The organism is Ornithinimicrobium tianjinense (assembly GCF_014636495.1).
Taxonomy (GTDB): domain Bacteria; phylum Actinomycetota; class Actinomycetes; order Actinomycetales; family Dermatophilaceae; genus Ornithinicoccus; species Ornithinicoccus tianjinensis.
In genome coordinates this window covers 92,253-115,971 of record NZ_BMEM01000006.1, presented here as the reverse complement: position 1 = coordinate 115,971, position 23,719 = coordinate 92,253, and the positions used below count along the sequence as shown (strand labels likewise).

The following is a 23,719-nucleotide window of genomic DNA, read 5'->3' as shown; positions in this document are numbered from 1 at the left end:
CGACGAGGCCCACGGCTGGAACCCCTCGGTCGAGGACATCCGGTCCAAGGTCACGCCCCGGACCAAGGCGATCGTCATCATCAACCCCAACAACCCCACGGGCGCCGTCTACTCGCGCGAGGTGCTCGAGCAGATTGTCGAGGTGGCCCGCGAGCACTCGCTGCTCGTCTTGGCCGACGAGATCTACGACCGGATCCTCTTCGACGACGCCGTGCACACCTCGGTGGCCTCTCTCGCCCCCGACCTGCTGTGCCTGACGTTCAACGGCCTCTCCAAGACCTACCGGGTGGCCGGCTACCGCGCCGGCTGGGTGGCGATCACCGGGCCGACGTCGCACGCGGCCGGCTTCCTGCAGGGCATCGAGCTGCTCGCGTCGACCCGCCTGTGCCCCAACGTGCCGGCCCAGCACGCGATCCAGGTCGCCGTCTCCGGCCACCAGAGCATCGAGGCGCTGATCCGACCGGGCGGGCGGCTCGCCGAGCAGAAGGACATCGCCACCACCATGCTCAACGCGATGGACGGCGTGAGCTGCGTCGAGCCCCGAGGTGCTCTCTACGTCTTCCCCCACCTCGACCCCGAGGTGCACGAGATCCACGACGACGAGCGCCTGGTCTACGACCTGCTCGAGCAGGAGAAGATCCTCGTCGTGCACGGCACCGGCTTCAACTGGCCCAGGCCCGACCACCTGCGCATCGTCACCCTGCCCTGGGGCGCCGACCTGCGGGCCGCCCTGGAGCGGATGGGCAACTTCCTGGCGAGCTACCGGCAGTGATGCGCTGATGTGCGGACGGTATGCCGCGACCGCCAACCCCGACGAGCTCGTCGAGGCCTACGAGGTCGTCGTCGACGCCACGCACGAGCGCTCGCGCAGCCTCCTGAAGAACCCGCAGCAACCTCCTGCCGGCACGCCCGACCAGAACATGGCACCGACCAAGCAGGCGCCGGTGGTCCTGACCCGGGCCCCGCGTGGCGGGGACACCGACGGTCGCGAGGACGGCGCCACGGCGGAGGCGGTGCGGCAGCTGCGGCTCCTCACGTGGGGGCTCGTGCCCTCCTGGGCCACGGACCCGTCCGTCGGCAACAGGATGGCCAACGCGCGCAGCGAGACCGTGCTGGACAAGCCCGCCTTCGCCCGCGCCGCGAGCCGTCGCCGCTGCCTGGTGCCGATCACGGGGTGGTACGAGTGGCAGGTCTCCCCCGTCGCTCTCGACGCCAAGGGCAAGCCGCGCAAGCAGCCCTTCTTCATCAGCCGCGCGGACGACGTGCCGCTGGCGCTCGCCGGGCTCTACGAGTTCTGGAAGGACCCGTCCGCCCCCGCCGAGGACCCGCTCTCGTGGGTCGTCTCGTTCACGATTCTCACGACCGACGCCGAGCCGGGTCTGGACCGCATCCACGACCGCCAGCCGCTGGCGCTGGACCCTGACCTGTGGGAGGACTGGCTCGACCCGGGGACGACGTCCCCGGACGCGGTGCGCTCGATGATCGACGCCGCGCAGGTGCCGGGCCGGTTCCAGACGTGGGCCGTCAGCACGGCCGTCAACTCCTCCCGGAGCACGGGCCCGCACCTGCTCGACCCCGTCCCGCGCGACCAGCTGGTCGGCGCCGTCGACCCCGTCACCGGGGAGGTGGTCGGGGTATGACGTCCGCCGCCGCCTCGGTCGCGGCGCTGCCCCGCACGGACGTGCCGACGGCGGAGGGGACCGCCCAGGTGCGCGTCCTTCCCTCGCAGGGGGCCACCCACGGGACGCTCCTGCTCGGCCACGGTGCCGGGGGCCGCGGCGACGCCGCCGACGTGGTCGCCCTGACCGCGCTCACCGCGGACGGATGGACCGTGGTCCTCGTCGACCAGCCCTGGCGGGTGGCCGGGCGGAAGGTGGCCATGAGACCCCCCTCGCTCGACCGCGCCTTCGCCGACCTGACCGCGGTCCTCGCGGACGAGGACTGGCAGGCGAGCCACGGCATACCCCTCCCGCGTCCGTGGGTGCTCGGCGGCCGCAGCGCGGGCGCGCGCGTGGCCTGCCGCGCCGCCGTCGACGAGCACGGGGTCGCCCGACCCGGCATCGCCGGGGTGGTCTGCCTGGCCTTCCCGCTCCACCCGCCCGGGGCTCCGGAGAAGAGCCGGGCCGCCGAGCTCGAGGGGCCTCTCGCCGCCGGGCTGCCCACCCTCGTGGTGCAGGGTGCGCGCGACCCGTTCGGCACGCCCGAGGAGGTGCGCGCAGCCGTCCGCGACCAGCGCGCCTGCCTCGTCCTGCATGAGGTGCCGGGCACCCACTCCCCCAGCCGCGACCTTGCGGCGGTGACCGGCCAGGCCCGGCAGTTCCTCGCCGGGCTCGGCGGCCGCCCGGCCGCGGGGGCGCTAGCGTGAACGACCGGACCGACCCGAGGAGCCACGTGCCGACGACGACCGCGCCCGACCTGTGGACCGCACCCCGTCCGGGCTCGCCCGTCGACGCGGTCGTCGAGGTCCCCGGCAGCAAGTCCCTGACCAACCGCTGGCTCGTCCTGGCCGCGCTGGCCGACGGTCCGTGCACCGTGCGCCGGCCGCTGCGCTCGCGTGACAGCGAGCGGATGGTCGACGCGCTGCGGCTGCTGGGGGCGCAGGTCGACGACACCTCCGACGACGCGTGGACGGTGGTGCCGGGCGTCGCGGTGCGCGGCGACGTCCGGATCGACGCCGGGCAGGCCGGCACCGTCATGCGCTTCGTCCCGCCGGTCGCGGCGATGGCCGACGGGCCCGTCGCCTTCGACGGTCACGAGACGGCACGGCTGCGACCGGTCGGCCCCGTCCTCGAGGCGTTGCGGGCGCTGGGTGTCCGCGTCGAGGACGAGGGGCGCGGGACGATGCCGTTCACCGTGCACGGTCGGGGCCGCGTCGCCGGCGGCGAGGTGGCGCTCGACGCGTCGGCCAGCTCGCAGTTCGTCTCCGCCCTGCTGCTCGCCGGGGCGCGCTACGAGCACGGGCTGACCGTGCGGCATACCGGCAGCGCGGTGCCCAGCGCGGCCCACCTCGACATGACCCTGCAGGTGCTGGCCGAGGTCGGCGTGCGGGCGACCCACCCCGACCCCGTGACCTGGCGGGTCGAACCCGGCCCGATCACCGCCTTCGACCGGACCGTCGAGCCCGACCTGTCCTCCGCGGCGCCCTTCCTCGCCCTCGCGGCGGTGACCGGCGGCCGCGTGCGGCTGCGCGGCTGGCCGCGGGAGACCACCCAGCCGGGGGCCTGGCTCGTCGGGGCGCTGGAGCGCATGGGCGCCACGTGCACGCTCCACGACGACGGCCTGGAGGTCCAGGGCCCGCGCCGGCCCCTGCGCGGCGGGGACCACGACCTCTCCGACGTCGGGGAGCTCACCCCTGTGGTCGCGGCGCTCGCCGTGCTTGCCGACGGCCCGAGCCGGTTGGCCGGGGTCGCTCACCTGCGCGGCCACGAGACCGACCGGCTCGCCGCCCTGGCGGCGGAGATCACCCGCCTCGGCGGGAGCGTGCACGAGACCGCGGACGGGCTCGAGATCACGCCCACGCCGCTGCGGGGCGCGCAGCTGCGGACCTACCACGACCACCGGATGGCGATGTTCGCCGCGGTCGTCGGCGCCGCGGTCCCGGGGGTCGTCGTGCAGGACGTCGCCACCGCGGACAAGACCTTCCCCGGCTTCCACCTCGCGTGGGAGCGCGCGGTCGCCACCGCTGACCGAGCCCGCCCCGAGGGAGTGCCGGGGTGAGCGGGCGCTACGACCACCTCGACGAGAGCTCGGTGCGCCAGCGACCCTCCCGCAAGGGGTCGCGTCCCCGCACCAAGGACCGGCCGGCCCACGAGGACGCCGTCGTCGGGGTCGTGACCGGGGTGGACCGCGGCCGCTGCAGCATCCGCGTCGGCGACCGGGTCGTGGTCGCCATGCGGGCCCGCGAGCTGGGGCGGACCCGCATCGTCGTCGGCGACCGGGTAGCGATGGTCGGCGACACCTCGGGCGAGCCCGACACCCTGGCGCGCATCGTCCGTGTCGAGGAGCGCCGGACGGTGCTGCGGCGCAGCGCCGACGACACCGACCGTGTCGAGCGGGTGATCGTCGCCAACGCCGACCAGCTCGTGGTCGTGACCGCGCTCGCCGACCCCGAGCCGCGCCCCCGGATGGTGGACCGCTGCCTCGTGGCGGCATACGACGCCGGCCTGGACCCGCTCCTGGTGCTCACCAAGGCCGACCTCGCCCCTCCGGAGCCCTTCCTCGCGCACTACACCGCGCTGGACGTGCCCCACGTCGTGAGCCGGTCCGGGCCGGACGGCGGGCTGGACGCGGACGGCGTCGAGGCGGTCCGGGCACACCTCCTCGGCCGCACCAGCGTGCTCGTCGGCCACTCCGGCGTCGGGAAGTCGACCCTCGTGAACGCCCTCGTCCCGGAGGCCGAACGGGCGACGGGTGCCGTCAACGCGGTGACCGGGCGCGGGCGGCATACCTCGACCTCCGCGGTGGGGCTGGAGCTGCCGGGGGGCGGCTGGGTGGTGGACACCCCCGGGGTCCGCTCCTTCGGCCTGGGGCACGTCGACCCGGCGACCTTCATCAACCACTTCGAGGACCTCGCGCCGGGCACCGAGGACTGCCCGCGCGGCTGCAGCCACGACGAGCCGGACTGCGCGCTCGACGCATGGGTGGCCGGCGGGCGTGCCGGCCCGGCCGGACCGGCACGCCTGGAGTCCCTCCGCAGACTGCTGCGCAGCCGCTCCGGCGACGAGCGCTGAGCCTGCGCGGCGCCGTGCCGCGCGCCCTGACGGGCGGCACGCCGGTGTGCGGCTACGGTGGGCCGGTGCCCCGATATGACGACGACCTGCGCCTGGCCCACGTGCTGGCTGACTCCATCGAGCGCACCGCGCTCGAGATGTTCGCCTCGCCCGGGCTCGAGGTCAGCGTCGCCGACGACGGCTCGCTGACCACCCAGGCGGCCGGGACGCTCGAGGAGCTGCTGCGCCACCAGCTGCAGCGCACCCGCCCGCGCGACAAGGTCCAGGGGCGCATCCTGCCCTCGACCGGGCACGGCGACCGCCGATGGGTCATCGACGCCCTGGACGGCGCCGCCAACTACGTGCGCGGGGTGCCCGTGTGGGCCACGCTGATCGCTCTGGTCGTGGAGGAGGAGCCCGTGCTCGGGCTGGTGGCCGCGCCCTCCCTGTCCCGCCGGTGGTGGGCGGGGCACGGGTCCGGCGCGTGGACGGGACGCACCCTGGCCCGGGCCACACAGGTCCGCGTGAGTGACACCGCGGTCCTGGAGCACGCCTCGGCCTCCGCCGACGACGTGGCCTCCTGGCTGTTCGGCCCGCACGGGCAGGGGTTCGCCCAGCTCACCGACCGCGTCTGGCGCACCCGCGCCTTCGGTGACTTCTGGAGCCACGCGCTGGTCGCCGAGGGGGCCGCCGACGTGGCCCTGGGCTCCTACCTCGACACCTTCCAGACGAGCACGCTGTCGGCCCTCGTCCGCGAGGCGGGCGGCCGGATCAGCGACCCGTGGGGCGCCCCCGTCTCCGACCGGGCGGCGAGCGGTGGCTCGCCCGTCGTCGTGACGAACGGGCTGCTGCACGAGGCGGTGCTCGCCGCCCTCTCCCCCACCGACGCTGCGGAGGGCTGAGCTCGGCGGTCGGGCCCCGCGAGCCTCAGGAGCCCGTGACGACCGACACCGGCCCGATCCCCAGGTCCTGCAGCCCGGCCGCGTGCTGCGGGTCGCCCACGAGCACCACGGTCCAGCCGGGTCCGGCCAGGACCTCGTCCCAGGCCGCCCCCACCTGGGCCGCCGTCAGGCCCCGCAGCTGCTCCAGGGTGGCGGTCACCACGCGAGGCTCGAGCCCGTCGGACACGAGGGAGACGATCTCGTCCGCCACCGCGTCCGCCGTGCCGTAGCGCCCGGGCGCGGTCATGGACACGAAGTCCGCGGCAGCGCGCACCTCCGGCTCGGTGAGCTCCGCCCCCGGCACCGCGAGGATGTCGAGCAGCTCACGCAGCGCCGGCACGGTGGCGTCCGCCCGCACCGAACCACCGGCGACGGTCAGCCCGCCGGTCGCGCGCGGCCGGAAGCCCGCCCGCACCCCGTAGGTGTAGCCGCGCTCCTCGCGCAGGACCTGGTCGATCCGCGCGTGCGGGGAGCCGCCGAGCACCATACCGAGCGTCTGGTAGGTGCCCCAGCCGTGCGGCGTGCGGCGGTCAGGTCCGGGGCGGCCCAGGTAGAGCTCGGTCTGGGCCAGCCCCGGACGCTCGACGAGCACCACCCGTCCGGCGTCGTCAGCGCGCCGCGCCGCGGCGGGTGCCTCAGCAGGCCCCCCGGAGCCGGCCCAGGACCCGAGGGTGGCAGCCACCGCGGCGACGACGTCGCCGCACGCCGACAGGTCGCCGGTCAGGACGACCGCTCCGCCCGCAGGGGTGAGGCTCGCGTGCCGGTCACGCAGGACGTCGGGGTCCAGGGCCGCGACGCTGGCCCGGGTCCCGCCGAGGGGCTGGTGCGGCCGGTCGCGCGGGTCGAAGTAGGTGCGGATGAACTCCAGCGAGGCGCGGGCCCCGGGGTCCGCCTGGTCGTGGGCGATGTCGGCGAGCCGGTGCCGCACGAGCCGAGCCACCTCGGCCTCAGGGAAGGTGGCCTCGGTCAGGCACTCGGTCACCAGGTCCAGGGCCGTCCCGAGGTGACGCGCGGTCACCTCGACGCCCAGGTGCACCCCGCGCTCCCCCGCACCGGCGCCCCAGGCGATGCCGTGCCGCTCGCTGAGCTCGGCGATCTCCTCGCTGGTATGGCGTGCCGTGCCCTCGTCGAGGGCCCGGGTCATCAGCAGCGTGGCACCCTCGGTGCCGGGCACCTCCTGGGAGACCGGGAGGGCCAGCACGACCCGCAGGGACAGCACGTGCTGCCCGGGCAGGTCGACGAGGAGCAGCCGCATGCCGTTGGGCAGCGGGTGCTCGGCGGGCTCGGGGAAGGCCCAGGCGCGCGGGGGCAGCACCGCAGGACGGTGCATCTGACGCGAGCTCACGGCGCGACCCCGCTCGCAGCGAGGACCTCCGCGGCAGCGACGTCCTCGTCGACCCCACGCACCTGACGGAACCGGATGGTCGCCACCGAGGCGGGGCGCAGCCACTCCGCCGCCGCCCGCCGCACCTGCTCACCCGTCACGGCCACGACGTCGTCGAGGTAGGTGTTGACGTGCTGCGGGTCGCCGAAGATGACGGACGCGCGGGCCAGGAGATCCGCCCGGTCGTCGAAGCTGGCCAGCGCCTCCAGCCAGGAGCGCTCGGTGTCGGCGCGCGAGGCCTCGAGCTCCACCTCCGACGGGCCCTCGACTCCCATGCGCACCAGCTCCTCGTGGACGGCGGCCTCGACGACGGACGGGTCGACGCTCTCGGACACGTCGAGGACGAGCAGACCCAGGGACGCTCCGTCCGCCAGCCCGAGCACCGACGCGGACACCCCGCTGACGGTCTCCTCGTGGCGCAGGAGCCGTCGGTACAGCCGCGAGACGCTCAGGGACGCCAGTGCGTCCAGGGCCATCGCGCAGGGCAGGAAGTCCGGGTCGGTGACGGCCGGGAGGCGGAAGCAGAGGTACAGGCGCTCCGAGGGAACGTCCCCGACGATGTCGAGCGCGACCGGCTGCGGGAGCGGCCCCAGCGGGGCGCTCGGTGCGGGACGCGGCTCGGAGGTGTCCTCGAGGTGTCCGAGATGGCGCTCGGCCAGGACGCGGGCCTGCTCCGGGGTCACGTCACCGACGAGGACAAGGGTCGTCGTGGACGGCCCGTAGTGCGCGCGGAAGAAGGCGTGCACGTCCTCCAGCGTCGCGGCGGACAGGTCGGCCATCGACCCGATCGTCGTGTGGTGGTAAGGGTGGTCCTCGGGGAAGACCAGCCGGCAGGCGTGCTCGAGGGCCGCACCGTAGGGCACTGTGTCGTAGCGCTGCCGCTTCTCCTCGACCACGACGTCGCGCTGGTTGTCGAGGTTGTCCTGGGTCAGCGCCGGGAGCAGGTGGCCGTGCCGGTCCCCCTCCAGCCAGAGCGCGAGCTCGAGCGCGCCCGAGGGGACGGACTCGACATACGTGGTCCGGTCGAAGGAGGTGGTCGCGTTGGAGCGCCCGCCCTGCGCCATGAGCAGCGACATGTGCTCCCCCTCGGCGACGAGCTCGGAGCCCTGGAACATCAGGTGCTCGAACAGGTGAGCCAGCCCGGTGCGACCCGGCTGCTCGTGGCGCGAGCCGACGTCGACCCAGAGCGTGACGGACACGCTGGGCACGGAGTGGTCCTCGCTGACGACGAGGCGCAGCCCGTTGGGCAGGGTGGAGGTGACGACCGGGAAGTCCAGAGGCATGGTCGTCCCACTGTACGTGCGGTGCGACGGCCTCTCGACCAGTGCGGGAGGTGCGGCGGCAGGGAGGGACGAGCGCACGGGAGGAACATGCACGAGGCGATCGACATCCTCGAGGCCGCGATCCCCAGCACGGAACCGGCCGAGATCTACTCAGTCACTCACAGCGCTCGCATCGGCGCTCAAGGTGATCGCCCGGGCCGACGACTCCAGCGGCATCATCGGCGACGCCTGCCGTCGACTCCTGGAGCCCCATCAGCAGGCGGCTGCCGGGGCCAGGACACCGATGTCCGGGACGAGGTCGTTGCAGCTCTCACGGCGAGTCCCCGGGACGTGGTCCTCTTCGCGCTCCTCACTCTCAAGGAGCCCGAGCTTGCCTGGAACCTCGCGCACGCCCTCGCCCTGGACAGCGACCGCACGTGGAGCGAGCTGATGAACGTCTACAAGAAGGTGGACCCGATGGCCACGCTGCGATCCACGGCGTCGTCCGCGCCTGCAGCAGGAGTTCGACCGCGCCGGGCTCCCACGCAGCCCGGGAAGGAGTCGATCGTCCTGAGCAAAAGTTCAGGCCCCTGACCTGGCGTCTCGCCTGGTCAGGGGCCTTGTGGAGTAGCGGGGGCAGGATTTGAACCTGCGACCTCCGGGTTATGAGCCCGGCGAGCTACCGAACTGCTCCACCCCGCGTCGTTGCTGTGCTTGGACTACTTTACCCCGACCCGGCGGCCCGACCAAATCGAGGTCGGGCCGCCGGTCTGCGGGCGGCGGGCCCCGGTGGCCCGGTCAGGGTGCGGTCGTCTGCGACGCGTCGTCGCCCGGCACCGTGACCGAGCCGCCCTCCGGGCTGGCCGCCACCGCTCGCTCGATGGCGCTCTGCAGGCGCTCCTGAGCCTGGCCGTAGGCCTCCCAGTCGCCGGCCGCCAGGGCGGCCTGTCCTTCCTCGTAGGCCTTCTGGATGTCGGCGACCGCGGCGGCGAGGTCACCCTCGACGGGCTCCTCGGACGGGGTCCCGCCCTGACCGGGGGGCGTCGTCGGTGACCCCGTGCCGGCGTCGCCCGCCGTCGCGCCGGAGTCCCCGCCGAAGAGCTCGTCGAGCGCCCCGTTGAGGGTGTCCGACCACGCCAGCTCGTTGCCGAAGGCCACGACGACCAGACGCTGCAGCGGGTAGGAGGAGCCGCTCTCCGCCTGGACGTACACGGGCTCGACGTAGAGGAGTCCGTCCCCGACGGGGAGGGTGAGCAGGTTGCCGATCTTGACCTGCGAGCCCTGCTGCCGGTTGAGGTTGAGGAACTGCGACAGGGTCTGCGTGAAGGCCTCCGACGTCTCGTTGGAGGAGTTGATGTCGTTCTGGAACTGCCCGGGACCGCGCACCGTCGTGTCGCGCGGGAGCACGAGCAGACGCATCTGGCCGTAACCCTCGCGCGGCTCGCCGGTGGTCTGCCCGGCGTCCGCGTCGACGGCGAGGTAGCCGGTGAGGTTCTGCCTCGCCTGCCCCTGGGGGATGTAGGTCGTCGTGAGACTGAACGTCGGCTCGTCCTGCCCGGGCATGGCGACCGAGAGGTAGTACGGGGGGATGTCCGGCTTGGTCGCGGTCTCCACGCTCGGGTCCTCCGAGACCGCCCAGAAGTCCTGGCCGCCGAAGAAGCTGGACGCGTCGTCGACGTGGTAGCGGGTCAGCACCGAGCGCTGGACCTTGAAGAGGTCCTCCGGGTAGCGCAGGTGGCTCATCAGGTCGCCCTCGATCGCCGACATGGGCTGGACGGACCCGTCGAACGCCTGGCTCCACGCCTTGAGCAACGGGTCCTCCTGGTCCCAGGCGTAGAGGTCGACGGAGCCGTCGTAGGCGTCGACGGTCGCCTTGACGGAGTTACGGATGTAGTTGACGCGGCCCGCGCCGATGGTGTCGACGTTCTGCGCCTGCTGCAGCGAGTCGGCCGTCGCCTCCCCGAGCTCCATCATCACGCTGTACGGGTAACGGCTCGAGACGGTGTAGCCGTCGACGATCCAGACCACGCGCCCACCGACCACGGCCGGGTAGGGGTTGCCGTCGAGCTTGAGCCACGGAGCCACCCGCTCCACGCGCTCCCGGGGCTGGCGGTGGTCCAGCAGCCGCGACTCGCTGTTCACCGAGTCGGACAGCAGGATCTCGATCTCGCGGTACTTCAGGGCGTAGGCGGTGCGGCGCAGCACGTTGCCGATGGAGACCCCGCCGTCACCCTCGTAGTTGTTGCGGACCTCACCGGTGGTGGAGCCGCTGGAGGGATAGTCGATCTCCTGCGGGGTCGCGCCCTCGGGAGCCCCGACGATCGAGTAGTCCGGGGAGTGCTCCCCGAAGTAGATCCGGGGCTCGTACTCACCGAGAGCCCCGACCGGCGGGATGTTGCGCTCGTAGAAGATCGGCTCACCCTCGCTCGACCGGCGGTTGCCGTACGCGGCCACCACGCCGAAGCCGTGGGTGTAGACCGTGTGGTCGTTGACCCAGTTGCGCTGGGCGGCCGGGATGCCGGCCTGGTTGAGCTCGCGGACGGCGATGACGGTGTCCACCTGCTCGCCGTCCACCTCGTAGCTGTCCACGTCCAGCGCGTCGCCGAACTGGTAGTAGTTGCGCACGCCCTGCAGCTGACGGAAGGTCGGCGAAACCACCATGGGGTCGACGATCCGGATCCCGGGGATCGTCTCGGCGTCGCTGCGCAGCTGCCCGGGCTCGGCGTCGGTCACGGCGTCGTAGTCGGTCTTCTCGACACCCGCGAGGCCGTACGCCTCCTGGGTGCTGGCGATCGCCCGCTCGATGTAGGGCGCCTCGAGCTGGGCCTCGGAGGGGCGGACCCGTAGCGACTGCACCAGCGAGGGGTAGAGGCCGCCCAGCAGCAGGGCCACGACGACGAGACCGCCGAGGCCGATGAGGGGAAGCCGCCACGCACGGGTCCAGATGGTGGACACGAAGAAGGCGGCGCACAGCAGCGCGGCGACGGCGAGGATGCTGCGCGTGGGCAGGACCGCGTGGACGTCGGTGTACGTCATACCGGTGATCCGTGCGTGCTCGGTCATGCTCAGCGTGTAGCGCTCCACCCAGTAGCCGGCGGCACGGACCACGAGGAGCAGCCCGAGCAGCACCGAGAGCTGCAGGCGCGCGGCGGGCGTGGTCCGGGAGGCTCCCGCGGCGGCCTGCAGCTGGATGCCCCCGTAGATGTAGTGCGTCAGGACCGCGGCGATCACCGAGAGCCCGATCACGAGGGTGGCGAACGAGACCAGCATCTGCCAGAACGGCAGGCTGAAGACGAAGAAGCCGATGTCGAGACCGAAGTGAGGATCCTCCCGGCCGAACGGCTGGCGGTTGAGGAAGAGCAGGACCGTCTGCCACTGCGAGGACATCGCCGTGCCGGCGAAGGCGCCGAGCACCAGAGGGACCGCCACGAAGACCAGGCGCCGCATCGGGTCCAGCGCGGTGCGGTAGCGGTCGAGGGCGGCCTGCTCGGGGGTGCTGGGGGCGTAGACGGGCCGGTGCCGCCAGGCGAGCCAGAGGGAGGCCCAGACCAGCAGCGCGGTGAGCCCGCCCGCGATCACGAAGATCGCCGTCTGGCTCAGCAGCCGGGTGGTGAGCACCGAGCGGTAGCCGACGGCGTCGAACCACAGGAACTCGGTCCACAGCGTGGCCGCGGACCCGATCCCGGCGAGCAGGACGAAGAGGATGACCAGCGTGGGGATCAGCCGGCTGCGTCGTCGACCGGGGCGCCCGGGTCCACCCGGTCGGCGCGGGCCACGGCCTCCCGGCCCTGTCGGACCGGTGTTCCGCGGCGGACCGGTGGGCTCGTCGGGGTCGGGGCGGGGCTCTGGCTCGCTCACCCCGACAGCCTATCCGGCCGCACCGTGCCCTCCTGCGTGGCCTCGGGTGCGACGATGGGTCCCGTGCCCCACGACCAGGAACCGACACGATCCGCCCTGCTGACCGCTGCCGTCGACACCGAGCGGCACGTCGCCCGGCTGGGCTGGGACCAGCCCCCGCGCCTCTTCGCGCTCGTGCCGACGGCCCTGCTCCGCGAGCGTGAGCCGAGCCTGGCCGGTCGGCTGTCCGAGGCGGACGACACCGGCTACACCGCCGTGGAGCAGGACGGGCTCCCGCCGACCGCCGACCTCGAGTCGCTGCTCGGGCGCGTGGCCTGGCCGGAGGAGGTCGCCGGCGTCGCGCTGGCCGTCGAGCGCATCGTGGTGCCACCGGAGGCGGAGCGGAACCTGCCCGACGACCCGGGGGCGGCCACGGACCAGCTGGCTGCCCACCCCGACCGCAAGGACGTCCGGCTGCTGGCAGCGTGCCTGCGCGACGGCGAGCAGATCTGCCTGCTGCGCCAGCGTGAGCACGACAGCGACGACGCCGTGGCGATCGGCCGGGACATCGCCCCCGGGCTCACCCACGCCCTGGCCGCGACGCTGCGCGACTGAGCCGCTGCGCCGACGACGGCGCGCCCTGGGGTCTCAGCCCGTGGTCGTCGCGCCGTCCGAACGCTCGGCCAGGACCTGCTGGCAGGTCGGCAGGTCCAGGGAGCTCAGCTCGTCCGCGCCTGCCGAGGCGACCGCCTCGACATACTCCTTGGCCTCGTCGAAGGTGCTGACCGGGACCACGGTCAGACCGTCGGGCGTGCGCTCGACCACCTCGTCGCAGTTGTCCGCAGGGGCGAGGAAGACCGTCGCCCCGGCCTGGTCGGAGGCCCACATCTTCTGGGCGATGCCGCCGATCGGGCCCACGGTGCCGTTGCCGCTGATCGTGCCCGTGCCCGCGAAGGACAGGCCGCCGGTGAGCGACCCCGGCGTGATCGTGTCGTAGATCGCGAGCGCGAACATCAGGCCGGCGCTCGGTCCGCCGACGTTGCCCGCCGAGACCGTGACGTCGTAGGGCATGTCGTAGTCGGGAGCCAGGTAGACGCCCACGATGGTGCGGCCGCTCTCCTCGTCCTTGGTGGTCGGCACGTCGAGGGTGATCGTCTTGCCGTCGCGCACGAGGGTCATCTCTGCCGTCTCGCCGGGGGTGACCTCCTGGAGGCGGGAGCGCACGGTCTCGGTGTCGTCCATCTCGTCGCCCTCGACCGTCAGGATCTGGTCGTCGACCTCCAGCACCCCGTCGGCCGGCGCGTCCTGGATGACCTGGGCCACCATGATCTTCTCCGGCACCGCGATCCCGTCGGCGCGCAGCGCGACCACGGCCGCGTCCTGCTGCGAGTGCTGCATCAGGGAGGTGTTCTGCTCGCGGACCTGCTGCGGGGTCACGTCCTCCGGATAGACCTCCTCGCGCGGCACGATGGTGGTGGACGGGTCCAGCCTGGCCCTCACCCATTCCCAGACGTTGAGGTCGTCGCCGGGGCCGCCCGCCAGCCGGATGGTGGTGAAGTAGAGGTCGCCGTCGGTCGGGTAGGTCTCCAGGTCCTCGTCCATCTGGACCACGGTCGTGTCGTCGATGGCCCCGAGCGTGTCGTACACGGGTCCGGGGAAGTAGACGACGTCGTCCACCGTGACCCGGCTCAGGGCCGCACCGAGGACCACGGCGAGCGCGACGGTGACGATCATCGCCCAGGCGTAGGCGCTCACGCCTGTGTGAGGAGGGCGGTCCGGGGGCACCTGCGCGGGGGCCGGACCCTGCTGCGCCACGGTCACAGGCCCACCCAGGTGTGCCCGCCCTCGGCATACTCCTGGCGCTTCCAGATGGGCACCTGCGCCTTGAGCTCCTCGATCAGGCGCCGGCCGCCCTCGAAGGCCTCCGCGCGGTGCTCGGCGGAGACCGCGCAGACGACGGCGAGGTCTCCGACGGCGAGCTCGCCGACCCGGTGCACGGCGTAGACCCCGTGGATCTGCTGGCCCGCGGCGACCTCCTCGGCGATGAGGGTCAGGTGCGCCAGGGCGTCGGGGTGCGCGCTGTAGTCGAGCTCGGTGACACCCTCGCGCCCCTCGTCGTGCTCGCGCACGGTCCCCACGAAGAGGGTCACCGCGCCCGCGCGCGGGTGCGCGACGGCAGCGAGGGCCTCGTCGACGGACAGCGGCTGGTCACGGATGTCGGTGACGACGGTCGGTGCGTGCTCGCTCACCGCGTCATCATGCCCCATCACCCCTGGGAGGGCCCTGTATGCCGTGCGCGGTGCCGTGCGCGGTGCCGTGCGCGCGCTGCTGGGTCCGGCTCCTCAGTCCCGCCCGCGGCGGCGGCGCAGGAGCGCTGCGGTCGCGATGACGGCCACAGCCGCACTGGCGGCTCCGGCCGCGGCCCCGACCGCGTCCCTCGAACGCAGCCGTCGGGCCATCACCGCGCGGTGGCCCCGGACCTGGTCCAGCAGGGTGGCCAGGCAGGAGGCGTTGTCGTGCGCGGGCTGCCAGCCGAGCGCGGCGAGCCGGTGCGGCTCGGTGACCCAGGGGTGCGCCACGTAGGCCAGGTCGCTCGCCGCCACGGGAACCGCACCCAGCCGGTGCAGACGGTCGGCGGCCGAGTGCGCCGAGGACTCGGACAGCTCGACGTGCCGCATGCCGGATAGTTCCTCCACGTCCTGCTGGCTGAGACTGCCCCAGGAGGACACGGCCAGCTCGTCGGGCACCTCGTCGGCGCGCGCGAGGACCAGGAGCGCCGACGCCAGGTCGTCCACGTGGCAGAAGCTCCAGGCGGGTCTCGTGCCCCGCAACGTGAGCAGGCGGGGAGCCTCGAAATGCCGGGTGATCATCGTGTCCACGCCGGGACCCACCAGGGCTCCGGGGCGCAGCACGGTGACCTGGGGACCGGGACGGGGTGCGCCGCGGGCCGTGAGCTCCTGCTCGACGGCCACCAGGTCGGCGACCAGCCCTTCGGTGTCCGGCGTCCGCGCCGGGCTGTCCTCGGGCAGCGGCACCGGGTTGTCCGCCCTGGCCCCGTGGATCATGCCGCTCGTCACCACGACCAGCCGTCGCACACCCGCCGCGGCACTGGCGGTCAGCAGCGTGCGCACCGTCCGGACCTGACGGGCACGCCTCACCGCGGGCTGCTCCGCGAGGGAGGTCTGCAGGTCTGGCTCCCACGCCAGGTGCACGAGCACGTCGACACCCTCCAGGTGCTGGAGCACGGCGGGCGAACCCGCGTCCACGCTGCGCCACTCCACGCCGGGACTGTCGCCGACGCGCTCGTCGAGTCCCACGAGGTCCGCGCCCCCGGCGACGAGCAGCTCGGCCAGCGCGGTGCCGAACGGCGTGCCCGCCCGCGTCAGCGCCACGCGCACACCGCGGCCCGCAGGAGCGCTCGTGTCACCCGTGGAACTCACGGAGGCCTCCTGGTGTTGATGAGGATGAGGGCGCTGCGGCGGCAGCCGCGGCACCCGCCATCGTCTCAGAGTGGCAGGCTGGACCGACCGGCCCTGCCCCCAGGAAGGAAGCACCCACCGTGTCCGACCAGAACCGTCCGGAGCTGCCCGAGGAGCCCGAGGGCCGAGACGACCCCTTCGAGGCGCTTTTCGGGGGTGCCGTACCGCCCCAGATGCGGGAGGCGCTCGAGGCCATGGGCCTGGGCAACCTCGACGCGACCCAGGCCGCCCAGATGCGCAGCCAGATCGAGATGCTGATGGGAGCGGGTGCGGGCGATGACGGACCGGTCAACTCCGAGCTGGCGCACGACGTCGCGCGCCAGGTGGTGGCCCAGCAGGGCGACGCCTCGATCGGCGAGAGCACCCGTCGCGACGTCGAGCAGGTGGTCCAGGTGGCGTCCCTGTGGCTGGACGCCGTGACCGACCTCCCCCGACCGGAGGGCCTGGCCCGCGCGCTGAGCCGCGCCGAGTGGGTCGAGCTGACCCTCCCGCTGTGGCAGCGGCTCACCACCCCCGTCGCGACCGGGCTGCAGAACGCCCTGGGCGAGGCGATGCGCCAGCAGCTGTCGGGCCTCGGCGAGGAGGGCGCACCCCAGATCCCCGGTCTGCCGGCCGGCATGAACCCGGCGATGCTCATGGGCCAGATGGAACCGATGATCCGTCGGATGAGCGCCAGCATGTTCGGCGGCCAGGTGGGCCAGGCCGTCGGCACCCTGGCGGCGGAGACCCTCTCCGGGACCGAGGTCGGCATCCCGCTGCTGGACGACGAGTCGGTGGCGATCCTGCCCGCCAACGTGGCGCAGTTCGCGGAGGGCCTGGAGATCGATGCGGGTGAGGTGCATCTCTACCTGGCCGTGCGCGAGGCCGCCCGGGTCCGTCTCTTCGCCGGCGTCCCCTGGCTGGGCCCTCAGCTCCTCGGGAGCGTCGAGGCCTACGCGCGCGACATCAGGATTAACACCGAGGGCATCGAGGAGGCCGTCCGCAGCACCGATCCCCAGGACCCGGCCGCGCTGCAGGAGGCGCTCGGCGGCAGCCTCTTCTCCCCCGACCCCAGCCCGACCCAGCAGGCTGCCCTGGCCCGGCTGGAGACCTACCTCGCGCTCGTCGAGGGGTGGGTCGACCAGGTGACCGCGCGGGCCACGGCGGCGCACCTGCCCCACAGCGAGGCCCTGGCCGAGGCTGTCCGGCGCCGGCGGGCCACCGGCGGACCGGCCGAGAAGACCTTTGCCTCCCTGATCGGGCTGGAGCTGCGCCCCCGCCGGTTGCGTGATGCCGCGAACCTCTGGGCGGCCCTCGAGGAGTCCTCCGGCGCAGCCGCTCGTGACGAGGCCTGGGGCCACCCCGACCTCGCTCCCACCGCGGCCGACCTCGACGACCCCCTGGGGTATGTCGAGCGACGTCGAGGAGGCAGCGTGGAGAGCGGGGACGGCCTCACGGTGACCGACGAGGACATCGAGCGTCTGCTGGGCGGCGACGAGGCCTGAGCCTGCGGCTCACCCCTCCCGAGGCGGGCGCACCTGTGGACAACCACGGGTCCGTCCGCGCCGCGGTGCGAGGGTGGTCGGGTGACCATGACACCCAGCCGGCCGGAGGACGTGCCCGAGCTGCGGCTCGGCGTGGGCCCAGGGGCCCTCATGGCCAGCCAGGCGGGTCCCAGGCGGCTCGCCGAGACGATCGGGGCGGCGCTCGCCTGGCCGTCGAGGCCGACCGGGAGACCGACCTGCCCGGTGCTCGGCGCCGGCCCGGTGGCACGGCACCTGTCGCTGCTCCTCGGCGGTGTCGCGGCCACGGAGCAGTCCGCCGGCCCGGCCGTCCAGGTGCACCATCACGTCATACCTCCGGACGTGGCGCTGACGACCTCACGCGCGGGGCTGCTGCGCCTGCCCGTCGTCGTGCAACCGCGGCGCATCGTGGTCGGGCCGCTGAGCGGACTGCCGGAAGGCCCGTGCCTGCACTGCCTGGACCTGCGCCGGCGGGACCGTGATCCGGCCTGGCCCGAGGTCGCCACGGCGTTGGGCCACCCCGCCCGTCAGCTGGAGCCGGTCCCGGTCGTGCCCGAGGTGCTCGCGACCGCGGAGGGTGTCGTGATGCTCCTGATCGCCTCCGTCGTGGCCCACCGCCCGGTCGCGGCGGGCCTGGCCCACGAGATCGGCCCGCACGCGCCCCACGTCGTGACCCGGACGTGGACGCGCCACCCGGAGTGCCCGTGGCACCCCGGGTGGCGCTGATCCGGCCGGCGGCCGGTGGCGGGACTCCCCCGCCGGGCCCGCCCCTGTCGTCCGCAGCCGCGTTCACCCGCCGGCGTCGGTCGTCAGGGAGCGTCGGTCGCTAGGCGGCCGCGACGGCGTCCTTGCGGGGTCGGCCGCGTGGCCGCTTCCGCGGCACGACCACGCCCTGCAGCACGAGCTGTCCGCCCCAGACACCCCAGGGCTCACCACGCTCGAGGGCGCCGGCGAGGCAGGCCTCGCGCAGCGGGCAGTCCAGGCACAACGCCTTGGCCTGCTCGACCTCGTCGGGCAGCTCCGCGAACCACAGGTCTGCGTCGTTGACCTGGCACGGCAGGGCGACGACCCGCGCCTCGGTCCTCACGTCGAGGACGAGCCCGAGCATCGCGGCGATCGGGTGGGCCGAGCTCCCGACCTGCCTGTCGGTGGCGTGCGTGCGCATCGCGGTAGGCACGTCTGTTCCTTCCTGCTGCTGTCTGATGTGCGGTCTGGGTGGGTGTGCGGTGATCGTCATGACGAAGGTCTCCGGGCTGGTGCGGGACGGATCCGTGACGGTCTGCGCGACCTGGCGGGGAGCCTGGTCCAGACAGCAGAACGGCCGCGGATCCTCGGACGAGGACTCGCGGCCGGCAGACGCAGCAGCGGAGCTAGCTGGTCCTGGCTGAGGTCACGTCCAGGGCAGGGTTCGGCGCCGTGGCGCCGCCGAGGTCGGCGCCGAACACGGCGCGGACCGGGGCGAGCCTTTCGGCAGAGCCGAAGCGCGGGCGCAGCGAGAAGCCGGGGGTGGGCATGGCTGCGCCCGTCACGCCGACGAGGCGCCGAGAGCCGGTGACGAACATCGTCTTCTCCATGTCTTCCCCTCCTTCCCAGATGCGCTGACCCCACAGGCCATCGACGGCCGTGAGCTGGACAGAGATCACTCTAGGCACCTGCCCGCCCGCGCGCAACGTCTTTATTCCGGATCAGTCGGACGAGGGCCGCAGCAGGGCGAGGACAGCCTCGCCATACATCCCTAGCTTGCGCTCCCCGACCCCCGAGATCTGCTGCAGCGCAGCCTGGTCGGCAGGCATGGACTCAGCGATCGCGGTGAGGGTGGCGTCCGTGAAGACGACGTAGGCCGGGACGGAGGCAGCGGCCGCCGTCTCCTTGCGCCACTGCCGCAGCGACTCGAAGACCGCCTCGTCGTACGTCGCCGGACAGGCCTCGCAGCGGCCGATCTTGCGCTCGGCCGCGCTGTGCAGCACCGTCCCGCACGTCCGGCACGTGCGCGGTGCCCTGTCGGTGCCGCGCTTGCGGGCTGCCCTGCCCGCACCCGTGCGGTCGCGGCCTGCCGCGCCTGCCCCCAGGACGGTGGCCGCCGGCGCCAGGAAGCGCGAGACCGACCGGGACGCCCTCCCCCCGGGAGCTCGGGCACCGGCCCAGCTCAGGACCAGGCGGTCGCGGGCGCGGGTGATGCCGACGTAGAGGAGGCGGCGTTCCTCCTCGACCCGTGCGGGGGTGTCCGCCAGCGTGATGGGCAGCAGCCCTTCGCTGCACCCCACCAGGTGGACCACGTCCCACTCCAGACCCTTCGCCGCGTGGAGCGAGGCGAGCGTGATGCCCTCGACCGTGGGTGCGTGCTGCTCCGCCGCGCGCCGGTCGAGCTCGGCGACCAGGTCGGGCACTCGCGCGGCCGGGGTGGTGCGAGCGAGGTCGTCGGCGAGCAGGGCCAGGGCCTGCAGACTCTCCCAGCGCTCGCGGGTGGCACCGCCCCCCTCCGGCGGCTGCGGGCCCCACCCCGCGCCGGACAGCACCGATCTCACGACCTCGCCCAGGGGCTGCGAGCCGTCGTCCGAGCGCGCTGCACCCCGGAGCAGCAGGACCGCGGACCGGACCTCCGCCCGGGAGAAGAACCTCTCCCCGCCCCGGACCAGGTAAGGGACGTCCGCGCGGGCCAGGGCTGCCTCGAGCACCTCCGACTGGCTGTTGGTGCGGTAGAGCACCGCGATCTCGCTCGCCCGCGTGCCCGAGTCGAGCAGCGCCCGGACCTGGGTCGCGACGCCCGCGGCCTCGGCCTCGTCGTCCGGGTATGCCGTCAGCGTCGGGGTCGGCCCCGGCTCGCGCTGGGCGACGAGCTCCACCCCCTCCGTGGCGCGCGCGGCGGGCGGGCCACCCGAGGCACGTCGGCCACCGCCCAGGACCAGGTTCGCGACCTGGATCACCTGCGGGGTGCTGCGGTAGTTGCGCACCAGTCGCACGGTGCGTGCGCCCGAGTGCCGCCCGGCGAACCCGAGCAGATGGTCGGCCGACGCCCCCGTGAAGGAGTAGATGGACTGGGCCGGGTCGCCGACCACGCAGACGTCCGAGCGGTCGCCCAGCCACAGGTCCAGCAACGCCTGCTGCAGCGGGTTGACGTCCTGGTACTCGTCGACGACGAAGTGGCGGTACTGCCCCTGCACCTGGGCCAGGATCCGGGGGTGCTCGTCCAGCATGCCGACCGTGAGGAGCAGCACGTCCTCGAAGTCGATGACGTGGCGTTCGGCGCACACCTCGCCGTAGACCTCGAGGAGGCGAGCCATCGCGGTCGCGTCGAGACCGGCGGGCGCACGCCCCTGGGCGCGGGCGGCAGCGGCATACGTCTGCGCAGTGAGCATGCTGACCTTGGCCCACTCGATCTCGGCCGCCGCGTCCCGCAGGCCCGCACGGTCCAGGCGGATGCGCAGCCGTCCGGCGGCCTCCGCGACAGCGGGGACCTTCTGCGGGACGACCTCGGGCGGTGCGCCGCCGACCGCCTGCGGCCAGAAGAACTGCAGCTGGCGCAGGGCTGCGGCGTGGAAGGTCCGGGCCTGGACGGCGGGAACGCCCAGCCCACGCAGCCGCGTGCGCATCTCCCCCGCTGCCCGCGCCGTGAAGGTGACCGCCAGCACCCGTGCGGGGTGGTAGGCGCCGCTGGCCACCCCGTAGGCGATCCGGTGGGTGATGGCTCGGGTCTTGCCCGTGCCGGCGCCGGCCAGCACGACCATCGGTCCGGAGGGGTTCCCGGCGACCTCCCGCTGCTCGGGGTCGAGGGCGGACAGGATCAGGTCAGGATCGCCGACGGGCCCGGCGCCGGCGCCGAGGCTGTCGGTCACCGTCCGCCTCCCGGACCTGCGCCCTCGGCGACCGGCCCCCCGAACCACTCCTCGATCAGGTGTCGGGCGATGGACGAGCGTCCCGGCAGCGTGAGGCGACCCGCCGCGGCTTCGCTCGCCAGCGTCGTCCGGTCGAACCACCCGGCGAACCGCAGCTCCTCGCCGTCCGGCCGCAGCTCTGTCGTCAGCGCGCGAGCGCGGTAGCCCAGCATGAGCGACCCGGGGTAGGGCCAGGGCTGGTTTCCGCGGTAGACGAGGTCCGTCACCTCGACCCCGGTCTCCTCGCGGACCTCGCGGACGACCGCCGCCTCGGCCGACTCTCCCGCCTCCACGAAGCCGGCCAGCACGGAGACGCGCCCTTCCTGCCAGGCGTGGCCGGTCCCGAGCAGGATCCGGTCGGACTCGTCCACCACGGCCATGATGACGGCAGGGTCGGTGCGGGGGTAGTGCTCCGAGCCGTCGGCTGGGCAACGGCGGACCCAGCCGCCGAGCACCACCTCGGTCACCGCCCCGCACCTGGTGCAGTGACGATGCGTGCGGTGCCAGCCAGCCAGCGCCGTCGCCGTCGTGAGCAGCCCGGCGTCGGCGTCCCCGAGCTCCGCACCGATCTCGCGCAGACCGGCCCACCTCACGTCCGGCTCTGCGCTCGGCTCGTCGGCGCTCGGCCCGTCGTCGTCGAAGCCCTCGGGAGCGAGCACGGCGAGGTAGGCCACCCCACGGTGGCGGCCGAGGAACCACGGCGAGGCAGCGGCGTCACTGTCCGCAGGTGGCCGCAGCACCAGGGTGACGGCGTGCGGTCCGCTCCCGTCCCCACGCACCGCGGCCTGTCCCCCGCGCAGCGTGAGCACCCTGGTCGACGGGTCGGCCAGCGCACGGGGCACGGTCGTCAGGTCGGCCCGCTCGTGAGCGGACCTGTCGACGGCTGCCCTCGCCAGCGCGAGGTCGAGGAGGGTCTCGTCGGGGGTGCTCACCCACGCAACTCTAGGTGTGCGCACCGACGCCCCCGTGACCTGCCGGGTCCGCTTCCCCGGCTCAGGAGGGCCGACGTCTTACGGTGGAAGGGTGATGCGCAGCGATCTGGCCATGGCCGCCCTCGCCAGCGCCGCCGTGCCGGGCATGAAGCCGGTCTCGGTGGCCGGCATGAGGCAGATGCCCGCCGATGAGGATGCGGGGGTGCAGCGAGCCCTCGTCGAGGACGCCACGGGCCGGCGCTGGGTCGTCCACGCACCCCTCGACGCCGTGGCCGGCGCCCGTATGCAGCGCAACGACGACCTGGTCCGGGCCCTCGCCAGGCACGTCCCGTTCAAGGTGCCGGCGTCCGTGGGCCACGCCTCCGTCGGTCGTGACGGCTACGCGGCCGTCTACCCGTATGTCGAGGGCTCTCCGCTGGACCTGGCGCGCCTGCCTGCCGGTCAGGGACTGGCCAGTGCTGTCGGCCGCGCGCTCGCTGCCGTCCACAACGTGCCCCGAGCGGTCTTCGAGGAGCAGGACGTCCCGGTGTTCGATGCCGCCGGGTGCCGCCAGCGGGCCACCGCCGAGGTCGACCGCGCGGCGGAGACCGGGCGGGTCCCCACCCGTCTGCTCGCCCGGTGGGAGGAGGCCTTCGACGCGCCCACGCTGTGGCAGTTCGCCACGACCCCGGTCCACGGTTCGTTCGGCGGGGGCACGGTGCTCGTGGCCTTCGCCGACGAGACGGACGCCGCGACGGGTCGGGTCGTGGCGCTCACCGACTGGGGCCACGCGATGGTGGGAGACCCGGCGCAGGACCTGACCTCCATCTACTCGCAGGCCTCGCCAGAGGCCTGGGAGTCCGTGCTGGACAGCTATGCCCTGGCCAGGACCCACCGGCCGGACCCGTACCTCCACGCCCGCGCCCGCCTCCTCGCTGAGACACGGGTGCTGCACGGGTTGGCGGCGGCCGTGGCCGACGGTGCGGAGGAGGTCGAGCGCAAGGTCGTGGAGGCGCTGCGGCGGATGGACCGGCTCACCGAGGACGAGGACTCGCTCGTCCCGGTCACTGCGCGGCCCCGCGCCGGGGCGCCCTCCCGGTCCGTCGCCGCAGCGCGCGTCACCGCCGATCCCTCCGCTGAGACAGCCTTGGAGCGGGCCCGCGAGGAGGACGTGTCGGGGGCGGCCGGGCCCGCCGGACCCGTCCGCGACGCCGGTCGTTCTGCGGACGACGCAGAGGATGAGCCGACGGAGCAGGTGCCCGTCGTGGCGCACGGCCGGTTGCCCGGCGACGATGCCTACGACGAGGCGTCAGACCCTGACGGCGCGACAGGCCCTGACGGGGCCCCGGACCTGGACGAAGCCGCAGACGCCGATACGGCGGACGCTGACCGCGAGACGTCCGAAGCGGCCTCCCTGACGGCACCCTCTCCCGTGGCGGCACCCTCTCCCGACGAGGGAGACCTCACGGTCGAGGTGGCTCTGCCACCCTCACCCGCCGACCAACCGGTCGGTGAGCCGCTCCACGCGGATTCCGAGGAGCGGATCGAGGAGCAGGCGGCGGAGCAGGCGGCCGAGCAGAGCGGGCGGCCGGAGCCTCCGGCGTCCGGTGGCGATCTTGACGACCCTGCGGACCGGCTCTCCGAGCTGTACGGCATGCCGGATCTGGAGATGACGTCGTCGACCGCAGAGGATCCTGCCGCGAGCGAGCCGGTCGACGGCACGAGCCGCGACGTCGACGGCTCCCAGGAACCGAGGGCCTCAGGCACCCAGGGTCCCGACACCTCTGACGACAAGGACTCGGGCACCAGCGCGGGCTGAGCG

The 23,719-nt window shown here is 73.8% G+C and carries 21 protein-coding genes and 1 tRNA gene; 11 read left to right on the top strand and 11 right to left on the bottom strand.

All coding sequences use genetic code 11. From position 1 onward, the window contains the following. The 6 genes from IEV65_RS14910 to IEV65_RS14885 form a co-directional block, all read left to right on the top strand. Nucleotides 1-772 (top strand): aminotransferase class I/II-fold pyridoxal phosphate-dependent enzyme (locus tag IEV65_RS14910; protein WP_188432132.1); only part of this gene is annotated, 772 nt, incomplete at its 5' end. 7 nt (nt 773-779) lie between these two features. Then, the gene (locus IEV65_RS14905; protein WP_188432130.1) at nt 780-1,640 is read left to right on the top strand and encodes an SOS response-associated peptidase; all 861 of its coding nucleotides are present in this window, start codon (nt 780-782) and stop codon (nt 1,638-1,640) included. Further along, nucleotides 1,637-2,365, top strand: coding sequence for an alpha/beta hydrolase family protein (locus IEV65_RS14900; protein WP_188432128.1), 729 nt, complete (start codon nt 1,637-1,639; stop codon nt 2,363-2,365). Before IEV65_RS14905 ends, IEV65_RS14900 begins: the two co-directional genes overlap by 4 nt. 26 nt (nt 2,366-2,391) lie before the next feature. Beyond that, nucleotides 2,392-3,717, top strand: a complete 1,326-nt coding sequence (gene aroA, locus IEV65_RS14895; protein ID WP_188432126.1) for a 3-phosphoshikimate 1-carboxyvinyltransferase — start codon at nt 2,392-2,394, stop codon at nt 3,715-3,717. Next, nucleotides 3,714-4,730, top strand: a complete 1,017-nt coding sequence (rsgA, locus tag IEV65_RS14890) for a ribosome small subunit-dependent GTPase A (RefSeq protein ID WP_188432124.1) — start codon at nt 3,714-3,716, stop codon at nt 4,728-4,730. Before aroA ends, rsgA begins: the two co-directional genes overlap by 4 nt. Before the next feature lie 65 nt (nt 4,731-4,795). Next, nucleotides 4,796-5,611: an inositol monophosphatase family protein gene (locus IEV65_RS14885; protein WP_229735330.1), complete on the top strand. Its 816-nt coding sequence runs from the start codon at nt 4,796-4,798 to the stop codon at nt 5,609-5,611. Nucleotides 5,612-5,636: 25 nt separating this feature from the next. On the opposite strand, the gene IEV65_RS14880 is transcribed toward IEV65_RS14885, so the two are convergent. Then, nucleotides 5,637-6,995, bottom strand: a complete 1,359-nt coding sequence (locus IEV65_RS14880; protein WP_188432120.1) for a M16 family metallopeptidase — start codon at nt 6,993-6,995, stop codon at nt 5,637-5,639. Next, nucleotides 6,992-8,317: a M16 family metallopeptidase gene (locus IEV65_RS14875; protein ID WP_188432119.1), complete on the bottom strand. Its 1,326-nt coding sequence runs from the start codon at nt 8,315-8,317 to the stop codon at nt 6,992-6,994. Before IEV65_RS14875 ends, IEV65_RS14880 begins: the two co-directional genes overlap by 4 nt. Before the next feature lie 330 nt (nt 8,318-8,647). Between IEV65_RS14875 and IEV65_RS14870 the strand changes: the two genes are divergently transcribed. Further along, nucleotides 8,648-8,890: a hypothetical protein gene (locus IEV65_RS14870; protein WP_188432117.1), complete on the top strand. Its 243-nt coding sequence runs from the start codon at nt 8,648-8,650 to the stop codon at nt 8,888-8,890. A gap of 34 nt (nt 8,891-8,924) precedes the next feature. Here IEV65_RS14870 and IEV65_RS14865 read toward each other — a convergent pair. Then, nucleotides 8,925-8,998, bottom strand: a tRNA-Met gene (locus tag IEV65_RS14865). A gap of 96 nt (nt 8,999-9,094) precedes the next feature. Next, nucleotides 9,095-12,154 (bottom strand): UPF0182 family membrane protein, encoded by a 3,060-nt coding sequence (locus IEV65_RS14860; RefSeq protein WP_229735329.1) that lies wholly within the window; start codon nt 12,152-12,154, stop codon nt 9,095-9,097. A gap of 63 nt (nt 12,155-12,217) precedes the next feature. Between IEV65_RS14860 and IEV65_RS14855 the strand changes: the two genes are divergently transcribed. Continuing rightward, a complete protein-coding gene (locus tag IEV65_RS14855) occupies nt 12,218-12,748 on the top strand; it encodes a PPA1309 family protein (RefSeq protein WP_229735328.1) in 531 nt (176 codons plus the stop codon). A 33-nt stretch (nt 12,749-12,781) separates the two neighbouring features. On the opposite strand, the gene IEV65_RS14850 is transcribed toward IEV65_RS14855, so the two are convergent. The 3 genes from IEV65_RS14850 to IEV65_RS14840 form a co-directional block, all read right to left on the bottom strand. Continuing rightward, on the bottom strand, nt 12,782-13,888 hold the full coding sequence (locus IEV65_RS14850) for a YlbL family protein (RefSeq protein ID WP_188432113.1): 1,107 nt from the start codon (nt 13,886-13,888) through the stop codon (nt 12,782-12,784). 62 nt (nt 13,889-13,950) lie between these two features. Continuing rightward, nucleotides 13,951-14,382: a molybdenum cofactor biosynthesis protein MoaE gene (locus tag IEV65_RS14845; protein ID WP_308642587.1), complete on the bottom strand. Its 432-nt coding sequence runs from the start codon at nt 14,380-14,382 to the stop codon at nt 13,951-13,953. 93 nt (nt 14,383-14,475) lie between these two features. Further along, a complete protein-coding gene (locus IEV65_RS14840; RefSeq protein WP_229735327.1) occupies nt 14,476-15,573 on the bottom strand; it encodes an NAD-dependent epimerase/dehydratase family protein in 1,098 nt (365 codons plus the stop codon). A gap of 119 nt (nt 15,574-15,692) precedes the next feature. Between IEV65_RS14840 and IEV65_RS14835 the strand changes: the two genes are divergently transcribed. Together IEV65_RS14835 and IEV65_RS14830 are read left to right on the top strand one after the other, a co-directional pair. Further along, entirely contained in the window at nt 15,693-17,096 is a 1,404-nt protein-coding gene (locus IEV65_RS14835; RefSeq protein ID WP_188432109.1) for a zinc-dependent metalloprotease, read from the top strand. Between the two features lie 81 nt (nt 17,097-17,177). Further along, the gene (locus IEV65_RS14830) at nt 17,178-17,840 is read left to right on the top strand and encodes a hypothetical protein (RefSeq protein WP_188432107.1); all 663 of its coding nucleotides are present in this window, start codon (nt 17,178-17,180) and stop codon (nt 17,838-17,840) included. Nucleotides 17,841-17,940: 100 nt separating this feature from the next. Here IEV65_RS14830 and IEV65_RS14825 read toward each other — a convergent pair whose 3' ends face one another. The 4 genes from IEV65_RS14825 to nudC form a co-directional block, all read right to left on the bottom strand. Beyond that, nucleotides 17,941-18,222 (bottom strand): WhiB family transcriptional regulator, encoded by a 282-nt coding sequence (locus IEV65_RS14825; RefSeq protein ID WP_188432149.1) that lies wholly within the window; start codon nt 18,220-18,222, stop codon nt 17,941-17,943. 262 nt (nt 18,223-18,484) lie between these two features. Next, nucleotides 18,485-18,688 (bottom strand): hypothetical protein, encoded by a 204-nt coding sequence (locus IEV65_RS14820; protein ID WP_188432105.1) that lies wholly within the window; start codon nt 18,686-18,688, stop codon nt 18,485-18,487. Nucleotides 18,689-18,799: 111 nt separating this feature from the next. Continuing rightward, nucleotides 18,800-20,947, bottom strand: a complete 2,148-nt coding sequence (locus IEV65_RS14815; RefSeq protein WP_268235354.1) for an ATP-dependent DNA helicase UvrD2 — start codon at nt 20,945-20,947, stop codon at nt 18,800-18,802. Next, nucleotides 20,944-21,918, bottom strand: a complete 975-nt coding sequence (gene nudC, locus IEV65_RS14810; protein WP_229735326.1) for an NAD(+) diphosphatase — start codon at nt 21,916-21,918, stop codon at nt 20,944-20,946. Before nudC ends, IEV65_RS14815 begins: the two co-directional genes overlap by 4 nt. A 94-nt stretch (nt 21,919-22,012) precedes the next feature. Here nudC and IEV65_RS14805 point away from each other — a divergent pair, with 94 nt between their 5' ends. Then, entirely contained in the window at nt 22,013-23,716 is a 1,704-nt protein-coding gene (locus IEV65_RS14805; protein WP_188432102.1) for a phosphotransferase, read from the top strand. Nucleotides 23,717-23,719: the final 3 nt, after the last annotated feature.